The organism is Streptomyces sp. NPDC048671, assembly GCF_055587045.1.
This window is the reverse complement of sequence record NZ_JBVJHB010000002.1, coordinates 289,896-305,297: the sequence shown is the minus strand read 5'-3', so window position 1 is coordinate 305,297 and position 15,402 is coordinate 289,896. Positions and strand designations below refer to the sequence as shown.

The 15,402-nt window shown below is 70.7% G+C and carries 13 protein-coding genes, 1 pseudogene and 1 riboswitch; of the genes and pseudogenes, 13 read left to right on the top strand and 1 reads right to left on the bottom strand.

Translation table 11 applies throughout. From position 1 onward, the window contains the following. Nucleotides 1-268: 268 nt before the first annotated feature. The 12 genes and pseudogenes from hpnC to ACZ6S6_RS05735 all read left to right on the top strand — a co-directional run bounded on the left by hpnC (nucleotide 269) and on the right by ACZ6S6_RS05735 (nucleotide 12,985). Complete coding sequence (gene hpnC / locus ACZ6S6_RS05790) at nucleotides 269-1,189, top strand: squalene synthase HpnC (protein ID WP_362952660.1); 921 nt, start codon at nucleotides 269-271, stop codon at nucleotides 1,187-1,189. A 29-nt stretch (nucleotides 1,190-1,218) separates the two neighbouring features. Further along, entirely contained in the window at nucleotides 1,219-2,139 is a 921-nt protein-coding gene (gene hpnD / locus ACZ6S6_RS05785; protein WP_362952662.1) for a presqualene diphosphate synthase HpnD, read from the top strand. A gap of 119 nt (nucleotides 2,140-2,258) precedes the next feature. Continuing rightward, a complete protein-coding gene (hpnE, locus tag ACZ6S6_RS05780; RefSeq protein ID WP_469704112.1) occupies nucleotides 2,259-3,647 on the top strand; it encodes a hydroxysqualene dehydroxylase HpnE in 1,389 nt (462 codons plus the stop codon). Then, a complete protein-coding gene (locus tag ACZ6S6_RS05775; RefSeq protein ID WP_362952666.1) occupies nucleotides 3,644-4,747 on the top strand; it encodes a polyprenyl synthetase family protein in 1,104 nt (367 codons plus the stop codon). Before hpnE ends, ACZ6S6_RS05775 begins: the two co-directional genes overlap by 4 nt. Nucleotides 4,748-4,854: 107 nt before the next feature. Further along, nucleotides 4,855-6,858: a squalene--hopene cyclase gene (gene shc, locus ACZ6S6_RS05770; protein ID WP_362952668.1), complete on the top strand. Its 2,004-nt coding sequence runs from the start codon at nucleotides 4,855-4,857 to the stop codon at nucleotides 6,856-6,858. Next, the gene (locus ACZ6S6_RS05765) at nucleotides 6,858-7,517 is read left to right on the top strand and encodes a phosphorylase family protein (protein WP_362952670.1); all 660 of its coding nucleotides are present in this window, start codon (nucleotides 6,858-6,860) and stop codon (nucleotides 7,515-7,517) included. Before shc ends, ACZ6S6_RS05765 begins: the two co-directional genes overlap by 1 nt. 5 nt (nucleotides 7,518-7,522) lie before the next feature. Beyond that, the gene (hpnH, locus tag ACZ6S6_RS05760) at nucleotides 7,523-8,542 is read left to right on the top strand and encodes an adenosyl-hopene transferase HpnH (protein ID WP_362952672.1); all 1,020 of its coding nucleotides are present in this window, start codon (nucleotides 7,523-7,525) and stop codon (nucleotides 8,540-8,542) included. A gap of 4 nt (nucleotides 8,543-8,546) precedes the next feature. Then, nucleotides 8,547-8,702, top strand: a pseudogene (locus ACZ6S6_RS05755) (flavodoxin-dependent (E)-4-hydroxy-3-methylbut-2-enyl-diphosphate synthase); the annotation flags it as partial. A gap of 96 nt (nucleotides 8,703-8,798) precedes the next feature. Further along, nucleotides 8,799-10,694 (top strand): 1-deoxy-D-xylulose-5-phosphate synthase, encoded by a 1,896-nt coding sequence (locus ACZ6S6_RS05750; protein WP_469704111.1) that lies wholly within the window; start codon nucleotides 8,799-8,801, stop codon nucleotides 10,692-10,694. Beyond that, nucleotides 10,691-12,085 (top strand): aspartate aminotransferase family protein, encoded by a 1,395-nt coding sequence (locus ACZ6S6_RS05745; protein ID WP_362952676.1) that lies wholly within the window; start codon nucleotides 10,691-10,693, stop codon nucleotides 12,083-12,085. Before ACZ6S6_RS05750 ends, ACZ6S6_RS05745 begins: the two co-directional genes overlap by 4 nt. 67 nt (nucleotides 12,086-12,152) lie before the next feature. Continuing rightward, a complete protein-coding gene (locus ACZ6S6_RS05740; RefSeq protein WP_362952678.1) occupies nucleotides 12,153-12,761 on the top strand; it encodes a helix-turn-helix domain-containing protein in 609 nt (202 codons plus the stop codon). 47 nt (nucleotides 12,762-12,808) lie between these two features. Beyond that, nucleotides 12,809-12,985 (top strand): DUF6126 family protein, encoded by a 177-nt coding sequence (locus ACZ6S6_RS05735; protein WP_362952680.1) that lies wholly within the window; start codon nucleotides 12,809-12,811, stop codon nucleotides 12,983-12,985. A 28-nt stretch (nucleotides 12,986-13,013) separates the two neighbouring features. Here ACZ6S6_RS05735 and ACZ6S6_RS05730 read toward each other — a convergent pair whose 3' ends face one another. Further along, on the bottom strand, nucleotides 13,014-13,826 hold the full coding sequence (locus ACZ6S6_RS05730) for a tyrosine-protein phosphatase (RefSeq protein ID WP_362952682.1): 813 nt from the start codon (nucleotides 13,824-13,826) through the stop codon (nucleotides 13,014-13,016). A 440-nt stretch (nucleotides 13,827-14,266) separates the two neighbouring features. Beyond that, a riboswitch (cyclic di-AMP (ydaO/yuaA leader) is annotated at nucleotides 14,267-14,427 on the top strand. A 3-nt stretch (nucleotides 14,428-14,430) separates the two neighbouring features. Between ACZ6S6_RS05730 and ACZ6S6_RS05725 the strand changes: the two genes are divergently transcribed. Beyond that, entirely contained in the window at nucleotides 14,431-15,390 is a 960-nt protein-coding gene (locus ACZ6S6_RS05725; protein ID WP_469704110.1) for a M23 family metallopeptidase, read from the top strand. Nucleotides 15,391-15,402 lie beyond the last annotated feature (12 nt).

Here is a 15,402-nt window from a genome sequence, read left to right as displayed (position 1 = left end):
CGGCACAGCGCGCACTCGTTCTGCGTCCCGTACCCCGGCGTATCGATGAGCGTTGTACAACGTAAGCTGTACCGGTGCTGATTCGTTGCAAGTGGGGCGATACCGCCTGAGTGGAAGGCCTTCAGGGTCCTCCGCACTGGGGAGGGCGGGCGGCGTGTCCGGAATGGGTTGTTTTGGGTCGGCAGTGTAGAACGGGAGATGTGACGGCTATGACGGATGATCTCCAGCTCCGAGGTGCTCACGCCGTCCCCGTGCAGGGCGGTCCGCAGTGACGCGTGCCCGCCGGACGCGGCTCGATTCCGACGTACCCGGAACCCTTGACAAGGCCGCCGACGAGAATTTCCCGGTGGCCCCCTTCTTCCTGCCGCGCGCCTGGCGCGACGACCTGATGGCCGTCTACGGCTACGCCCGCCTCGTCGATGACATCGGCGACGGCGATCTCGCCCCCGGCGGCGGTGATGCCCGCCACCTCGGTCTCGACCCGGCCCAGGGGGAGGACCGGCTCGCGATGCTCGACGCGCTGGAGACCGACCTGCGCCGGATCTTCACCACCACGGGCGAGACCCCGCACCACCCCCTCATGCAGGCACTTCGCCCCACCGTGCGGCGCTGCTCGCTCACGCCCGAACCCTTCCTCGGCCTCATCGAGGCCAACCGGCAGGACCAGAAGATCCGCCGCTACGGGACGTACGAGGAACTGCTCGCCTACTGCGAGCTCTCCGCGAACCCCGTCGGCCGCCTGGTCCTCCAGCTCACCGGGACCGCGAGCCCCGAACGGATCCGCCGCTCCGACGCCGTCTGCACCGCGCTGCAGATCGCCGAGCACCTCCAGGACGTCACCGAGGACCTCGGACGGGACCGGATCTACCTGCCGGCCGACGACATGGCAAGGTTCCATGTGGCCGAATCCGATCTGGCGGCGCCCTCCGCGGGCGCATCGGTGCGGGCGCTGGTCGCGTACGAGGCGGAACGCGCCGGGGATCTGCTGAATGAAGGCACCCCCCTGGTGGGTAGCGTCCACGGCAGGCTCAAGCTGCTTCTCGCCGGATTTGTGGGTGGGGGGCGTGCCGCCCTCACCGCGATCGCGGCCGCCGGGTTCGATGTACTGCCCGGACCGCCCAAGCCCACCAAGCCCAGCCTGCTGCGCGAGGTGGGAGTTGTCTTGCGAAGAGCGCGTAGAGAGGGGTGAGCCGGACCGTGGAGGGACAGACGACGTACATGTCGGCACCGGTACAGGCCGCATACAGTTACTGCGAGACGGTCACCGGACAGCAGGCGCGGAACTTCGCGTACGGCATCAGGCTGCTGCCGGCCGAGAAGCGACAGGCCATGTCGGCGCTGTACGCCTTCTCCCGTCGTGTCGACGACATCGGTGACGGCGAGCTGGAGCCGGAGACCAAGCGCGTCCGCCTGGAGAGCACCCGCACACTGCTGGACCGGGTACGGGACGGCGCGGTCGACGACGACGACACCGATCCGGTGGCCGTCGCGCTCGCCGACGCCGCCCGCAGGTTCCCGCTGCCGCTGGAGGGGCTCGACGAGCTCATCGACGGAGTGCTCATGGACGTGCGCGGCGCGACCTACGAGACCTGGGACGACCTCAAGACCTACTGCCGGTGCGTCGCGGGCGCCATCGGCCGTCTCAGTCTGGGCGTCTTCGGTACGGAACCGGGCGCGCCCGGCGCCGAACGCGCCGCGGAGTACGCCGACACGCTCGGCCTCGCGCTCCAGCTGACCAACATCCTGCGCGACGTCCGCGAGGACGCGGGCAACGGGCGCACCTACCTGCCCGCCGACGACCTCGCCAAGTTCGGCTGCTCCGAGGGCTTCCACCGGGCCACCCCGCCGCCCGGCTCGGACTTCGCGGGACTGATCCACTTCGAGGTCCGGCGCGCCCGCGCCCTGTTCGCCGAGGGCTACCGGCTGCTGCCGATGCTGGACCGGCGCAGCGGTGCGTGCGTGGCGGCGATGGCCGGTATCTACCGCAGGCTCCTCGACCGGATCGAGCGCGACCCCGAGGCGGTGCTGCGTGGCCGGGTCTCGCTGCCGGGCCACGAGAAGGCATACGTGGCGGTGCGCGGCCTGTCGGGTCTCGACGCCCGCTACGTCTCGCGCCGGACGGCCAGGGGGCGTGTCTGAATGCGCCTCACCGACATCTCGCGCACCATGAGCACCATGGATGATCAGTCCGGACGCCGGTCAACCCCCGGCCGTACCACTGCGTCCCTGACGGGAAAGACCTGGCGAGAGGGGGATTCATGACGGACGGCAGCCTGCGCTCCTCCCGGGCGGTGGTGATCGGCGGCGGGCTCGCCGGCATCACTTCGGCCCTGCGTCTGGCCGACGCCGGGCTTGACGTGACCCTGCTCGAAGGGCGGCCCCGCCTCGGCGGCCTCGCCTTCTCCTTCCGGCGCGGCGAACTGACGGTCGACAACGGCCAGCATGTCTATCTGCGCTGCTGCGACGCCTACCGCTGGTTCCTCGACCGCGTGGACGGCGCCCGCCTGGCCCCTCTGCAAAACCGTTTGGACGTGCCCGTTCTCGACGTCGGACGGCTCGCGGGACCCCGGCTCGGGCGGCTGCGCCGCAATGGGCTGCCGGTCCCGTTCCACCTCGCCGCCGGACTCGCCGGATACCCGCACCTCTCGCTCGCCGAGCGGGCGAGCGTGGGGCGCGCCGCGCTGGCCCTCGGCCGGCTCGACCCGGACGATCCGGCACTGGACGACATCGACTTCGGCAGCTGGCTCACCCGGCACGGCCAGTCGGCGCGCACCGTCGAGGCCCTCTGGGACCTGGTCGGCGTCGCGACGCTCAACGCCACCGCGCCGAACTCCTCGCTCGCGCTCGCCGCGAAGGTCTTCAAGACCGGCCTCCTCTCCGATCCCGGCGCCGCCGACATCGGCTGGGCGAGCGTGCCGCTCGGCGACATCCACGACACGCTGAGCCGCAGGGCCCTGGACTCCGCAGGTGTCCGCACCGAACTGCGGACGAAGGCCGGATCGCTCACCCGCGCCGACGACGGCCGCTGGGTGGTCGACACCGGGGCCGAGCGGACCGAGGCGGACACCGTCGTGCTGGCCGTACCGCAGCACGAGGCCCACGGCCTGCTGCCCGAGGGCGCGCTCGACGCGCCTGAGCGGCTGCTGGAGATCGGCAACTCGCCGATCCTCAACGTGCACGTGGTCTACGACCGCAAGGTGCTGCGGCGGCCGTTCTTCACCGCGATCGGCTCACCGGTCCAGTGGGTCTTCGACCGTACCGAGGCCTCGGGCCTCACCGGACCCGGGCAGTACCTCGCGGTCTCCCAGTCCGCGGCCGTCGAGGAGATCGACCTGCCCGTCGCCGAGCTGCGCGCGCGCTACCTGCCCGAGCTCGAGCGGCTGCTGCCGGCCGCTCGCGGCGCGGGGATCAGGGACTTCTTCGTCACCCGGGAGCGGACGGCGACCTTCGCGCCCGCCCCCGGAGTCGGCAGGCTGCGGCCAGGGACCCGGACCCGGGCGCCCGGCCTCTTCCTGGCCGGCGCATGGACCGCCACCGGCTGGCCGGCGACGATGGAGGGCGCCGTCCGCAGCGGTGCCGGCGCCGCGGACGCCGCACTCCTGGCACTCGGCCACCCCCACGTACATCCGCTGCAGGAGGCGGCATGAGCAGTACCACCGGAACAAGAGGAGAGTCAGTGACCCCGGCGAATCCGGCTTCCGACACCGTGGCGGACACCACGGACGTCACCGCGCTTCTGGAGCGCGGACGGGCCCTTTCCACGCCGGTGCTCCGGGCCGCCGTTGACCGGCTCGCACCGCCCATGGACACCGTGGCCGCCTACCACTTCGGCTGGATCGACGCCGAGGGAAGGCCCTCCGACGGCGACGGCGGCAAGGCCGTGCGCCCGGCGCTGGCCCTGCTGTCCGCCGAGGCGGCCGGGGCCGCCGCGGAGGCCGGTATCCCCGGTGCCGTGGCCGTCGAGCTCGTGCACAACTTCTCGCTGCTGCACGACGACCTGATGGACGGCGACGAGCAGCGGCGCCACCGCGACACGGTCTGGAAGGTGCACGGCCCCGCCCAGGCGATCCTGGTCGGCGACGCGCTCTTCGCGCTGGCCAACGAGGTCCTGCTGGAGCTGGGGACGGTCGAGGCGGGCCGCGCGGCCCGGCGGCTCACCTCGGCCACCCGCAAGCTCATCGACGGGCAGGCCCAGGACATCTCCTACGAGCACCGCGAGCGGGTCACCGTCGAGGAGTGCCTGGAGATGGAGGGCAACAAGACGGGTGCCCTGCTCGCCTGCGCCTGCTCCATCGGTGCGGTGCTCGGCGGCGCCGACGACCGCACCGCCGACGTCCTGGAGGCGTACGGCTACCACCTTGGCCTCGCCTTCCAGGCGGTCGACGACCTGCTGGGGATCTGGGGCGACCCGGAGACCACCGGCAAGCAGACCTGGAGCGATCTGCGCCAGCGCAAGAAGTCCCTGCCGGTCGTCGCCGCGCTCGCCGCGGGCGGACCGGCCTCCGAGCGCCTGGGCGAGCTGCTCGCCGCCGACGCGAAGAGCAGCGACTTCGACAGCTTCTCCGAAGAGGAGTTCGCCGCCCGTGCGGCGCTCATCGAGGAGGCGGGCGGCCGTGAATGGACCGCTCAGGAGGCGCGTCGTCAGCATGCGGTCGCCATCGAGGCGCTGCAAGGTGTCGATATGCCCGAAACCGTGCGGGCGCAGCTCACGGCGCTCGCGGACTTCGTCGTCGTACGAAAGAGATGATCGCCATCTGGTCCATATGACTCGCAGTCGCCGGCCGGCGTTCGTCACGGGCGCCGGCCGACGGAGACCCCAGCACAGCAGAGGACCAACTGCACGAAGGGGAAGCCATGACAGCGACGACCGACGGAAGCACCGGGGCTGTGGATCCCCGCGCGGCCTCGGCCAGTAGACCGACAACCGAATCAACCATCGCCGCGGACGACGCACTCGCCGCCGCGCGGCGGGCCGCGGAACGCTCGGTGGAGCATCTCCTCGGCAAGCAGGACGAGCAGGGCTGGTGGAAGGGCGACCTCGCCACCAACGTCACCATGGACGCCGAGGACCTCCTGCTGCGCCAGTTCCTCGGAATCCAGGATTCCGCCACGGTCCAGGCGGCCGGCCGCTTCATCCGCGGCGAGCAGCTCGGTGACGGCACCTGGGCCACGTTCCACGGCGGCCCCGGGGACCTCTCCGCCACCATCGAGGCGTACGTGGCACTGCGGCTGGCCGGCGACCGGCCACAGGACCCGCACATGGCCCGCGCCGCGGGGTGGGTCAGGGAACAGGGCGGGATCGCGGCGAGCCGGGTGTTCACCCGGATCTGGCTGGCCCTGTTCGGCTGGTGGAAATGGGACGACCTGCCGGAGCTCCCGCCCGAGCTCATGTTCTTCCCGAAGTGGGTCCCGCTCAATATCTACGACTTCGGCTGCTGGGCCCGCCAGACCATCGTGCCGCTCACGGTCGTCTCCGCGAAGCGGCCGGTGCGGCCCGCTCCCTTCGCGCTGGACGAGCTGCACACCGACCCGGGCGAACCGAACCCGGCCAGGCGCCCGGCTCCGGCGGCCAGTTGGGACGGTGTCTTCCAGCGCCTCGACAAGGCGCTGCACCTCTATCACCGGATCGCCCCGCGCAGAGTGCGGCGTCTCGCCATGAACGCGGCCGCCCGCTGGATCATCGAACGTCAGGAGAACGACGGCTGCTGGGGCGGGATCCAGCCGCCCGCCGTCTACTCCGTCATCGCGCTGCATCTGCTGGGCTACGACCTCGACCACCCGGTGATGCGGGCCGGACTCGCCTCGCTGGACCGGTTCGCGGTCTGGCGCGAGGACGGCGCCCGCATGATCGAGGCCTGCCAGTCCCCGGTCTGGGACACCTGTCTCGCCACCATCGCGCTCGCCGACGCCGGGCTCAGCCCCGACCACCCGGCGCTCGTGAAGGCGGCCGACTGGATGCTCGACGAGGAGATCGCCCGGCCGGGCGACTGGTCGGTACGCCGGCCCCAACTCCCGCCGGGCGGATGGGCGTTCGAGTTCCACAACGACAACTACCCCGATATCGACGACACCGCGGAAGTGGTCCTCGCGCTGCGCCGGGTCCGCCACCCGGATCCGGCACGGATCGAGGCCGCCATCGAGCGGGGGGTGCGCTGGAACGTCGGTATGCAGTCCCGCAACGGTGCCTGGGGAGCGTTCGACGCCGACAACACCAGCCCGTTCCCCAACCGGCTGCCCTTCTGTGACTTCGGCGAGGTCATCGACCCGCCGTCCGCGGACGTCACGGGGCACGTGGTGGAGATGCTCGCCATCGAGGGCCACTCCGCGAGCCCCGTCACCCGGCGCGGCATCGAGTGGCTGCTCGCCGAACAGGACGTGGCAGGCGGCTGGTTCGGCCGGTGGGGCGTCAACTACGTATACGGGACAGGGTCGGTGGTGCCCGCACTGGTCGCCGCCGGACTGCCCGCGACGCATCCCTCGATCCGGCGCGCGGTCGGCTGGCTGGAGTCCGTCCAGAACGACGACGGCGGCTGGGGCGAGGACCTGCGCTCGTACAACGAGGACAAGTGGATCGGCCACGGTGCCTCGACGGCGTCCCAGACGGCCTGGGCGCTGCTGGCACTTCTCGCCGCGGGCCGGCGGGACACCGAGGCCGTGGCCCGCGGTGTCGCCTGGCTCACCGAGACCCAGCAGGCCGACGGCTCCTGGGACGAGCCGTACTTCACCGGGACCGGCTTCCCCTGGGACTTCTCCATCAACTACCACCTCTACCGGCAGGTCTTCCCGCTCACCGCACTCGGGCGGTACGTGCACGGCGACCCCTTCGCCGGCCGCACGGACCTCCGTGAGGGGGCCTGATGGGCGAAGCCGCGAGGCCGCCCGGCCCCGCCGCCCCGCTGCTGATCGCCTGCGCGCTCGGCATCGAACAGCTGGCCCTGCGCACCGGCAGGAGCAGGGCGGACAAGGCCCCGGGCCCGGTGACCGTACTCCGTACGGGCATGGGGCCCAAGGCGGCCGAAACCGCCGTGGCGCGGGCGCTCGGCGAAGGCCGGGCGTTCGGCGCCGCCGTCATCGCCTCGGGGTTCTGTGCCGGGCTGACGCCCGGCATGCACCCCGGGGATCTGGTCGTGGCCGACGAGACCCGGTTCGCCGGGGAGTCGACCGCCTGCACCGGCACCGAACTGCTTGCCGACGCACTGGCCAGAGCAGTACCGGGACACACCGTCCACACCGGTCCGCTGACCGGCTCCGATCACGTCGTACGCGGGCATGAGCGGACCGAGCTGCGGACCACGGGAGCGATCGCGGTGGACATGGAGTCCGCCGCCACTCTGCGCACCGCCCTGCGCTCCGGGCCACGCCCGGTTGCGGCCGTACGGGTGGTCGTGGACGCTCCACAGCATGAGCTCGTCCGCATCGGCACGGTCCGCGGTGGAATATCGGCATTCCGCGTTCTCCGTGCCGTCCTACCGGCTTTCTATGAATGGCACCGATCTTTGCTGCTCCCCAGGAGGTGAGCTAGATGGCCATGCCACTCCGTCAGACCATCAAGATTGCGACGTACCTTGTTGAACAGAAGCTCCGCAAGCGGGAGAAGTTCCCGCTGATTGTCGAGCTGGAGCCTCTGTTCGCCTGCAATCTCGCCTGCGAAGGCTGCGGGAAGATTCAGCATCCGGCCGGAGTTCTCAAGCAGCGCATGCCGGTGGCCCAGGCCGTCGGCGCGGTGCTCGAATCGGGCGCCCCGATGGTCTCCATCGCGGGCGGCGAGCCGCTGATGCATCCGCAGATCGACGAAATCGTCCGTCAGCTGGTGGCGAAGAGGAAGTACGTCTTCCTCTGCACCAACGCGATGCTGCTGCGGAAGAAGATCGAGAAATTCACGCCGTCGCCCTACTTCGCGTTCGCCGTGCACATCGACGGGCTGCGCGAGCGGCACGACGAATCGGTTGCCAAGGAAGGAGTGTTCGACGAGGCGGTGGCCGCGATCAAGGAGGCCAAGCGCCGGGGCTTCCGGGTCACCACCAACTCCACCTTCTTCAACACCGACACCCCGCAGACCATCATCGAGGTCCTCAACTACCTCAATGACGATCTGAAGGTCGACGAGATGATGATCTCGCCCGCCTACGCATACGAGAAGGCACCCGACCAGGAGCACTTCCTGGGAGTCGAGCAGACCCGCGAGCTGTTCAAGAAGTCCTTCGCGGGCGGCAACCGGGCCAAGTGGCGGCTGAACCACTCGCCGCTCTTCCTGGACTTCCTGGAGGGCAAGGCCGACTTCCCGTGCACGGCATGGGCCATTCCCAACTACTCGCTCTTCGGCTGGCAGCGGCCCTGCTATCTGATGAGCGACGGCTACGTGCCGACGTACCGGGAACTCATCGAGGAGACCGACTGGGACAAGTACGGCCGCGGCAAGGACCCGCGCTGCGCCAACTGCATGGCGCACTGCGGCTACGAGCCCACCGCCGTACTCGCCACCATGGGGTCGCTGAAGGAATCCCTGCGTGCCGCGCGGGAGACCATCGGCGGGAACCGGTGATGTGATGACCGCCGGAGAACCAGTACCACTGGGTCTCCCCGAGCCGCCGGCCCGGCCGCTCGCGATGCGCCGCCACTCGCGGCGCATCCGGGCCGGGTCGGTGGCGGTCGGCGGGCACGCGCCGGTTTCGGTGCGGTCGATGACGACGACGCGTACGTCCGGCACAACGACCCGGTCGTGTTGGACGACGCCGGGACACCATCGGGGGTCCCCGCCGTCACCGTGAGCTGAGACAGGATTAGAGAGGGGGCCCGGCATGACGCTTCTGCAGAGCATCCGGGGGCCGCACGATCTCAAGTCGCTCAACGAACCACAACTCGGCGAACTGGCCGAGGACATCCGGAAGTTCCTGGTACAGGCCGTGGCCAGGACCGGCGGTCACCTGGGGCCGAACCTCGGCGTGGTGGAGCTCTCCATCGCCCTGCACCGGGTCTTCGACTCGCCCGCGGACCGCATTCTCTGGGACACCGGCCACCAGAGCTACGTGCACAAGCTCCTCACCGGGCGGCAGGACTTCTCCAAGCTGCGCGGCAAGGGCGGCCTCTCCGGCTACCCCTCCCGCGAGGAGTCCGCGCACGACGTCATCGAGAACTCGCACGCCTCCACGGTGCTCGGCTGGGCCGACGGCCTGGCCAAGGCCAACCAGGTGCTGGGCCGCCCCGACCACGTCGTCGCGGTCATCGGCGACGGAGCACTCACCGGCGGCATGGCCTGGGAGGCGCTGAACAACATCGCCGCCGCCAGGGACCGGCCACTGATCATCGTCGTCAACGACAACGAGCGCTCCTACGCGCCGACGATCGGCGGCCTCGCCGACCACCTCGCCACGCTCCGCACCACCGACGGCTACGAACGCTTCCTCTCCTGGGGCAAGGGCGTCCTCCAGCAGACGCCCGTCATCGGGCAGCCGCTCTACGAATCGCTGCACGGCGCCAAGAAGGGGTTCAAGGACGCCTTCGCCCCGCAGGGCATGTTCGAGGACCTCGGCCTGAAGTACGTCGGACCCATCGACGGGCACGACACCGCCGCCGTCGAGTCCGCGCTGCACCGGGCGAAGCGCTTCCACGGCCCGGTGCTCGTGCACTGCATCACCGAGAAGGGCCGCGGCTATCAGCCCGCCCTCCAGGACGAGGCCGACCGGTTCCACACCGTCGGCGCGATGGACCCGCAGACCTGCGCCCCGCTCGCCCCGGCGGCCGGTCCGTCCTGGACCTCGGTGTTCGGGGACGAGATCGCCGCGATCGGGGCCGAGCGGCCGGACGTCGTCGCCATCACGGCCGCGATGCTCCACCCGGTGGGGCTGACGAAGTTCGCCGAGGCGTTCCCCGACCGGGTCTGGGACGTCGGGATCGCCGAGCAGCACGCGGCCGTCTCCGCGGCGGGACTGGCGACCGGCGGACTGCACCCCGTCGTCGCCGTCTACGCCACCTTCCTCAACCGGGCCGGGGTCACCGGCCCGGACGGGGCGTCCCACAACGGCATGTGGGACATGTCCCTGCTCCAGGCCGTGCCGGGGCTACGGATCGCGGCACCGCGCGACGCCAACCAGCTGCGGGCCCAGCTGCGCGAGGCGGTCGACGTCGATGACGCGCCGACCGTGATCCGGTTCCCCAAGGAGTCGGTGGGGGAGCCGGTCCCCGCCATCGGCCGGATCGGCGGCATGGACGTACTGCACCGCGACGAGGACCCCGATGTCCTGCTGGTCGCGGTCGGCGTCATGGCCCCCGTCTGTCTGCGGGCCGCCGATCTGCTCGCGGGCGCCGGCATCCGCTGCACCGCGGTCGACCCCCGCTGGGTCAAACCGGTCGACGAGCAGCTGGCCCCGCTCGCCGCCCGGCACCGGCTGGTCGCCGTCGTCGAGGACAACAGCCGGGCGGGCGGCGTCGGCTCGGCGGTCGGACAGGCCCTGCGGGACACCGGGACCGACGTACCGCTGCGCACCTTCGGCATTCCCGAGGAGTTCCTCGCCCACGGGAAACGCGCCGAGGTGCTGGCCGACGTCGGACTCACACCGGTCGAGATCGCCGGCCGGATCAGCGCCACCCTGGCCACCGGGAAGCCGGTCGCGGCCGGCGGAAACGGACTCCCCGTCGATGACGGGTACAACGGGCGCAACGCCCTGGGCAACGGGCACAAGGAGAGCGGGGCATGAAGGACGACGAGCCCAAGGGCTTCGATCTGGCGCGGCTCCTCGCGGAGCGCGGCGCCGAGCGCTACGAGCTGCACACGAAATACCTCAACCACCAGCTCCCGCGCATGCTGCACACCATCGGCTTCGACAAGGTCTACGAACGGGCCGAGGGCGCGCACTTCTGGGACGCGGAGGGCAACGACTACCTGGACATGCTGGCCGGCTTCGGGGTGATGGGGCTCGGCCGGCACCACCCCGTCGTACGCAGGGCGCTGCACGACGTCCTGGACGCCTCGCTCGCCGACCTCACCCGTTTCGACTGCCAGCCGCTGCCGGGGCTGCTGGCCGAGAAGCTGCTCGCGCACAGCCCGCACCTGGACCGGGTGTTCTTCGGCAACAGCGGTACGGAGGCCGTCGAGACGGCGCTCAAATTCGCCCGGTACGCGACCGGGAAGCCGAGGATCCTGTACTGCGCGCACGCCTTCCACGGCCTGACCACCGGTTCGCTCTCGGTCAACGGCGAGGCCGGGTTCCGGGACGGCTTCGCCCCCCTGCTGCCCGACACCGCCATCGAGCTCGGTGACCTGGACGCACTGCGGCGCGAGCTGAAGCGGGGCGATGTGGCCGGCCTGGTCGTCGAGCCGATCCAGGGCAAGGGCGTGCACGCCTCGCCGCCCGGCTTCCTGCGCGCCGCCCAGGAGCTGCTGCACAAGCACAAGGCCCTGCTCATCGCCGACGAGGTGCAGACCGGTCTGGGCCGTACCGGTGACTTCTACGCCTACCAGCACGAGGAAGGGGTCGAACCGGATCTGGTCTGCGTCGCCAAGGCGCTCTCCGGCGGCTATGTGCCGGTCGGGGCGACCCTCGGCAAGGACTGGATCTTCAAACGCGTCTACTCGTCGATGGACCGGGTGCTGGTCCACTCGGCCAGTTTCGGCTCCAACGCCCAGGCGATGGCGGCCGGGCTCGCGGTCCTCGCCGTGATGGAGGACGAGGAGACCGTGGCGAACGCGCGCCGCACCGGTGATCTGCTGCGCGAGCGGCTGGCCGCCCTGGTCGGCCGCTACGAGCTGCTGCACGAGGTGCGGGGGCGCGGGCTGATGATCGGTATCGAGTTCGGCCGGCCGTCGTCGCTGAAGCTGCGCAGCCGCTGGACCATGCTCCAGGCGGCCCGCAAGGGACTCTTCGCGCAGATGGTGGTCGTGCCGCTGCTCCAGAAGCACCGGATCCTCACCCAGGTCTCCGGCGACCACCTCGAAGTGATCAAACTGATTCCGCCGCTCGTCCTCGACGAGACGGACGTGGACCGGTTCATGACCGCGTTCACGGCGGTCATGGACGACGCGCACAACGGCGGGCTGATGTGGGACTTCGGCCGGACCCTGGTGAAGCAGGCGGTCGCCAACCGCTGATCAGCAAAGAGTTTGCCTCGGAGGCAAGGAATTTGCCTCCGAGGAAAGTTCCTGGCCCAATGGAGGCATGAATCCTCCAGAAGGAGGGGTGGCCGACGAGCTGCCCGGCGTCGCGCCACGCCTGCGCGATCTGCGCCGCGGCCGCGGGCTCACCCTGGAGACCGCCGCCGAGCGCGCCGGGCTCTCGCCCGCCCATCTGTCCCGGCTCGAAACGGGCCGGCGGCAGCCCTCGCTGCCGATGCTGCTCGGACTTGCCAGGATCTACGGTACGACGGTCTCCGAACTGCTGGGCGAGATCCCACCGGAACGTGACGCGATCGTCCGGGCCCGGAAGTTCGAGGGGGCCGAGGCCGACGGCTGGATGTACCAGCAGGCCGGTGGTCCGGGCCGGGCGATGCAGGCGCTGCGTGTCCGGGTCCCGCACGGCGCGCAGGGCGACCTGGTGCGCGTCCACCCCGGTGAGGAGTGGCTGTACGTCCTGGCCGGGCACCTCAGGGTGACCCTCGGGGACACCGTGCACGACCTCGGCCCCGGCGACAGCGCGCACTTCGACTCGCTCACCCCGCACCGGATCGCGGCGCCGGAGCGCGAGGGCGTCGAGCTGCTCTTCGTCCACACCCTGCTGCAGAGCCCCGCCGCCGAGCTGTGCCTCGGCAGCGGAATCCACCGTCGCTGAGACGCCGTCCCCGCCACCGGCACGTCCGGTCGCCAGAGAGGACTGTCATGTCCGATTCCGAGAACTATGACCCGCTCAGCCCGGCCAAGCGCAAGGAGTCGTCCTCGCAGGAGAGCCGGATGCCGCGCGGGCTCGTCATCAGGCTGTTCGCCTATCTGGTGGCCGGGCACGTCATCGCGGGTTTCCTCTACCTGCTGTTCGCGGTGGGGATGCACAACCAGTAGCGGGGGACTCGGTGGCCCGGCCGGCCGGTCACGCGTCGTCGAGGAGCCGCTCGCGCAGCCGCTCCCGGGTCTCGGGGGTGATTTTCAGCCCCTCGGAGAGATAGCGGTCGGTGCCGCCCCAGGTCTCGTCGATCGTGGCGAAGGCGGCGGCGAGATATTCGCTGTGGGCGCCGAAGAGCGGGCTGAGGAGCTCCATCACCTCGGGCGACATCCCGGCCGCCGAGGTGTCGCTGCGGCGCACCCGGTAGCGGCGGTGGGTGTCGTTGGACTTGAGGTAGTCGGCCTCGACGGCCTCGCGCCCGACGCCGACCGCGAGCAGGGAGACCGCGATCGAGAGCCCCGCCCGGTCCTTGCCGGCCGCGCAGTGCATCAGGGCGGGGACGCTGTCCTCGGCCAGGGCGTGCAGCACGCGGCTGTGCTCGGCGGTGCGCTCCAGGATGATCGTCCGGTAGGAGGCGACCATGCGGTCGGTCCCCTTGCTGCCGTCGAGGAGGCCGCGCAGCTCGTCCGTGTTGCCGTCGCGCACCATCCGCCAGAACTCGGCGCCGTCCGCCGGGTCGGTGAGGGGGATGTTCACATTGCGTACGCCGGGCAGCTCGACGTCCAGTCCGTCCAGCTTGAGGTCTGCGGCATTGCGGAAGTCGAAGACGGTGTGGAGGCCGAGACCGCCCAGGAACGCGGCGTCCTCGGCGGTGGCGCCCGCCAGGTGACCGCTGCGGAAGAGCCGTCCGTACCGCACCCGGCGGCCGTCCGCGGTGGGCAGTCCGCCCACGTCACGGAAATTACGGACCCCCGCCAGCTCGGGTTCCGTCGACGGGGTCTGCGGCAGCTGCTGCGTCACGGTCACTCCTGGAGGCTCTGCCGCCGACGCGTGTCGCCGACGGGTCCACTCCCGTGACGATACGACATCGGATTCTCGGGCAATCGTCTCGGTGACGGCCCTGCACGGACTCCCGCGCGGGTCCCGGTCTGCGGCTCCGGCGCGAACGACAGACGCGACATGTCCGTATTGAGACTTTTAGCCGAACATGCCCTGCTTGTGCGGGAGATGATCGCCCTCTCGTGAGCGGGATCATATCCGTGACGGTGTGTGGCGGCGCCCCGGATGGGTAATCCGTGCGCCGCGCGGAAAGCCAAGATCCGTAATCCACGGAGTGTGACCGGAATTCCGCGCCGATATTCCGGAGGGGAAACCGGTGTGGAACCTGTGGCTTGTTTCCGCCGTCCCCACTCGCTTACGTTCGCTCTCAATCCGGATGGAACGCCTAATCCTGCCGCCGTCCGGAATTCGCACCCACTCACCGTGTGGCAGGAGCGGGGGAACCAGGTAAGCCGCCGACCGGAGCGATCCGGCCGGCTCGGGGTGAAGTCGCGCCAGCCGCGACCGGGCATCTCCAGCCCGAACCCGACAGCTCACCTCGTAGGCGCCGGAGAGGAAATTCTTCATGCCCATACCGGGTAAGCACCGCCGTCCGAAGTCCAGCACCATCGCCCGTGGCGTCGTCGTCGCGAGCGCCGGCGGAGCCGTCATCGCGCTTCCGCTGCTCGGCGCCACCGGTGCCAACGCCGCGGAGCAGGCCGCTCCCGCCACCGCGAACTCGGCCGCCGCCACGCACGCCGCCCCGGCCAAGCAGGTCGCGGAGAAGCAGGACGGCACCAAGACGTACTCCGTGGTCTCCGGCGACTACCTGTCGAAGATCGCCGCCGAGCACAAGCTCAAGGGCGGCTGGGAGAAGCTGTACCAGGACAACCGCAAGGTCGTCGGCGACGACCCGAGCCTGATCTTCCCGGGCATGAAGCTGACGCTCGGCGGCAAGGCCTGGGGCCACGCCTCGACCACCGGCTCGCACACCTCCGCGGGCGCCACCACCCCGTCGAAGGCCCCCTCCAAGGCTCCGGCCAAGACCGAGTCGAAGGCCCCCACGGCCTCCAACTCCGCGTCCTCCTCCAACGCCCAGGCGTCCAACGGGGCCTCGGCCCCGGCCGAGCAGAGCACCGGCTCCGGTTACGTCCACCCGGTTCCCGGCAACCACACCACCGCCTACCGCGCCTCCGGCGCCAGCTGGTCCAGCGGCAGCCACACCGGCATCGACTTCCCCGTGTCCACCGGCACCAGCGTGAAGGCGATCACCTCGGGCACCGTCGTCACCGCCGGCTGGGGCGGCGCGTACGGCAACGAGGTCGTCATCAAGCACGCCGACGGCCACTACTCGCAGTACGGCCACATGTCCTCGCTCTCCGTCTCGGCGGGCCAGACCGTGACCGCGGGCCAGCAGGTCGGCCTCTCGGGCGCCACCGGCAACGCGACCGGCCCGCACCTGCACTTCGAGATCCGCACGGGTCCGGCGTACGGCTCGGACGTCGACCCGATCGCCTACCTGGCGTCGCACGGGATCAACGTCTGATCCAGGCAGTAC

Excerpts from the sequence above, each read along its gene's own strand:
- hpnD (WP_362952662.1), top strand. The coding sequence starts at position 1,219 with ATGTCGGCACCGGTACAGGCCGCATACAGTTACTGCGAGACGGTCACC.
- hpnE (WP_469704112.1), top strand. The coding sequence starts at position 2,259 with ATGACGGACGGCAGCCTGCGCTCCTCCCGGGCGGTGGTGATCGGCGGC.
- ACZ6S6_RS05775 (WP_362952666.1), top strand. The coding sequence starts at position 3,644 with ATGAGCAGTACCACCGGAACAAGAGGAGAGTCAGTGACCCCGGCGAAT.
- shc (WP_362952668.1), top strand. The coding sequence starts at position 4,855 with ATGACAGCGACGACCGACGGAAGCACCGGGGCTGTGGATCCCCGCGCG.
- ACZ6S6_RS05765 (WP_362952670.1), top strand. The coding sequence starts at position 6,858 with ATGGGCGAAGCCGCGAGGCCGCCCGGCCCCGCCGCCCCGCTGCTGATC.
- hpnH (WP_362952672.1), top strand. The coding sequence starts at position 7,523 with ATGGCCATGCCACTCCGTCAGACCATCAAGATTGCGACGTACCTTGTT.
- ACZ6S6_RS05750 (WP_469704111.1), top strand. The coding sequence starts at position 8,799 with ATGACGCTTCTGCAGAGCATCCGGGGGCCGCACGATCTCAAGTCGCTC.
- ACZ6S6_RS05745 (WP_362952676.1), top strand. The coding sequence starts at position 10,691 with ATGAAGGACGACGAGCCCAAGGGCTTCGATCTGGCGCGGCTCCTCGCG.
- ACZ6S6_RS05740 (WP_362952678.1), top strand. The coding sequence starts at position 12,153 with ATGAATCCTCCAGAAGGAGGGGTGGCCGACGAGCTGCCCGGCGTCGCG.
- ACZ6S6_RS05735 (WP_362952680.1), top strand. The coding sequence starts at position 12,809 with ATGTCCGATTCCGAGAACTATGACCCGCTCAGCCCGGCCAAGCGCAAG.
- ACZ6S6_RS05725 (WP_469704110.1), top strand. The coding sequence starts at position 14,431 with ATGCCCATACCGGGTAAGCACCGCCGTCCGAAGTCCAGCACCATCGCC.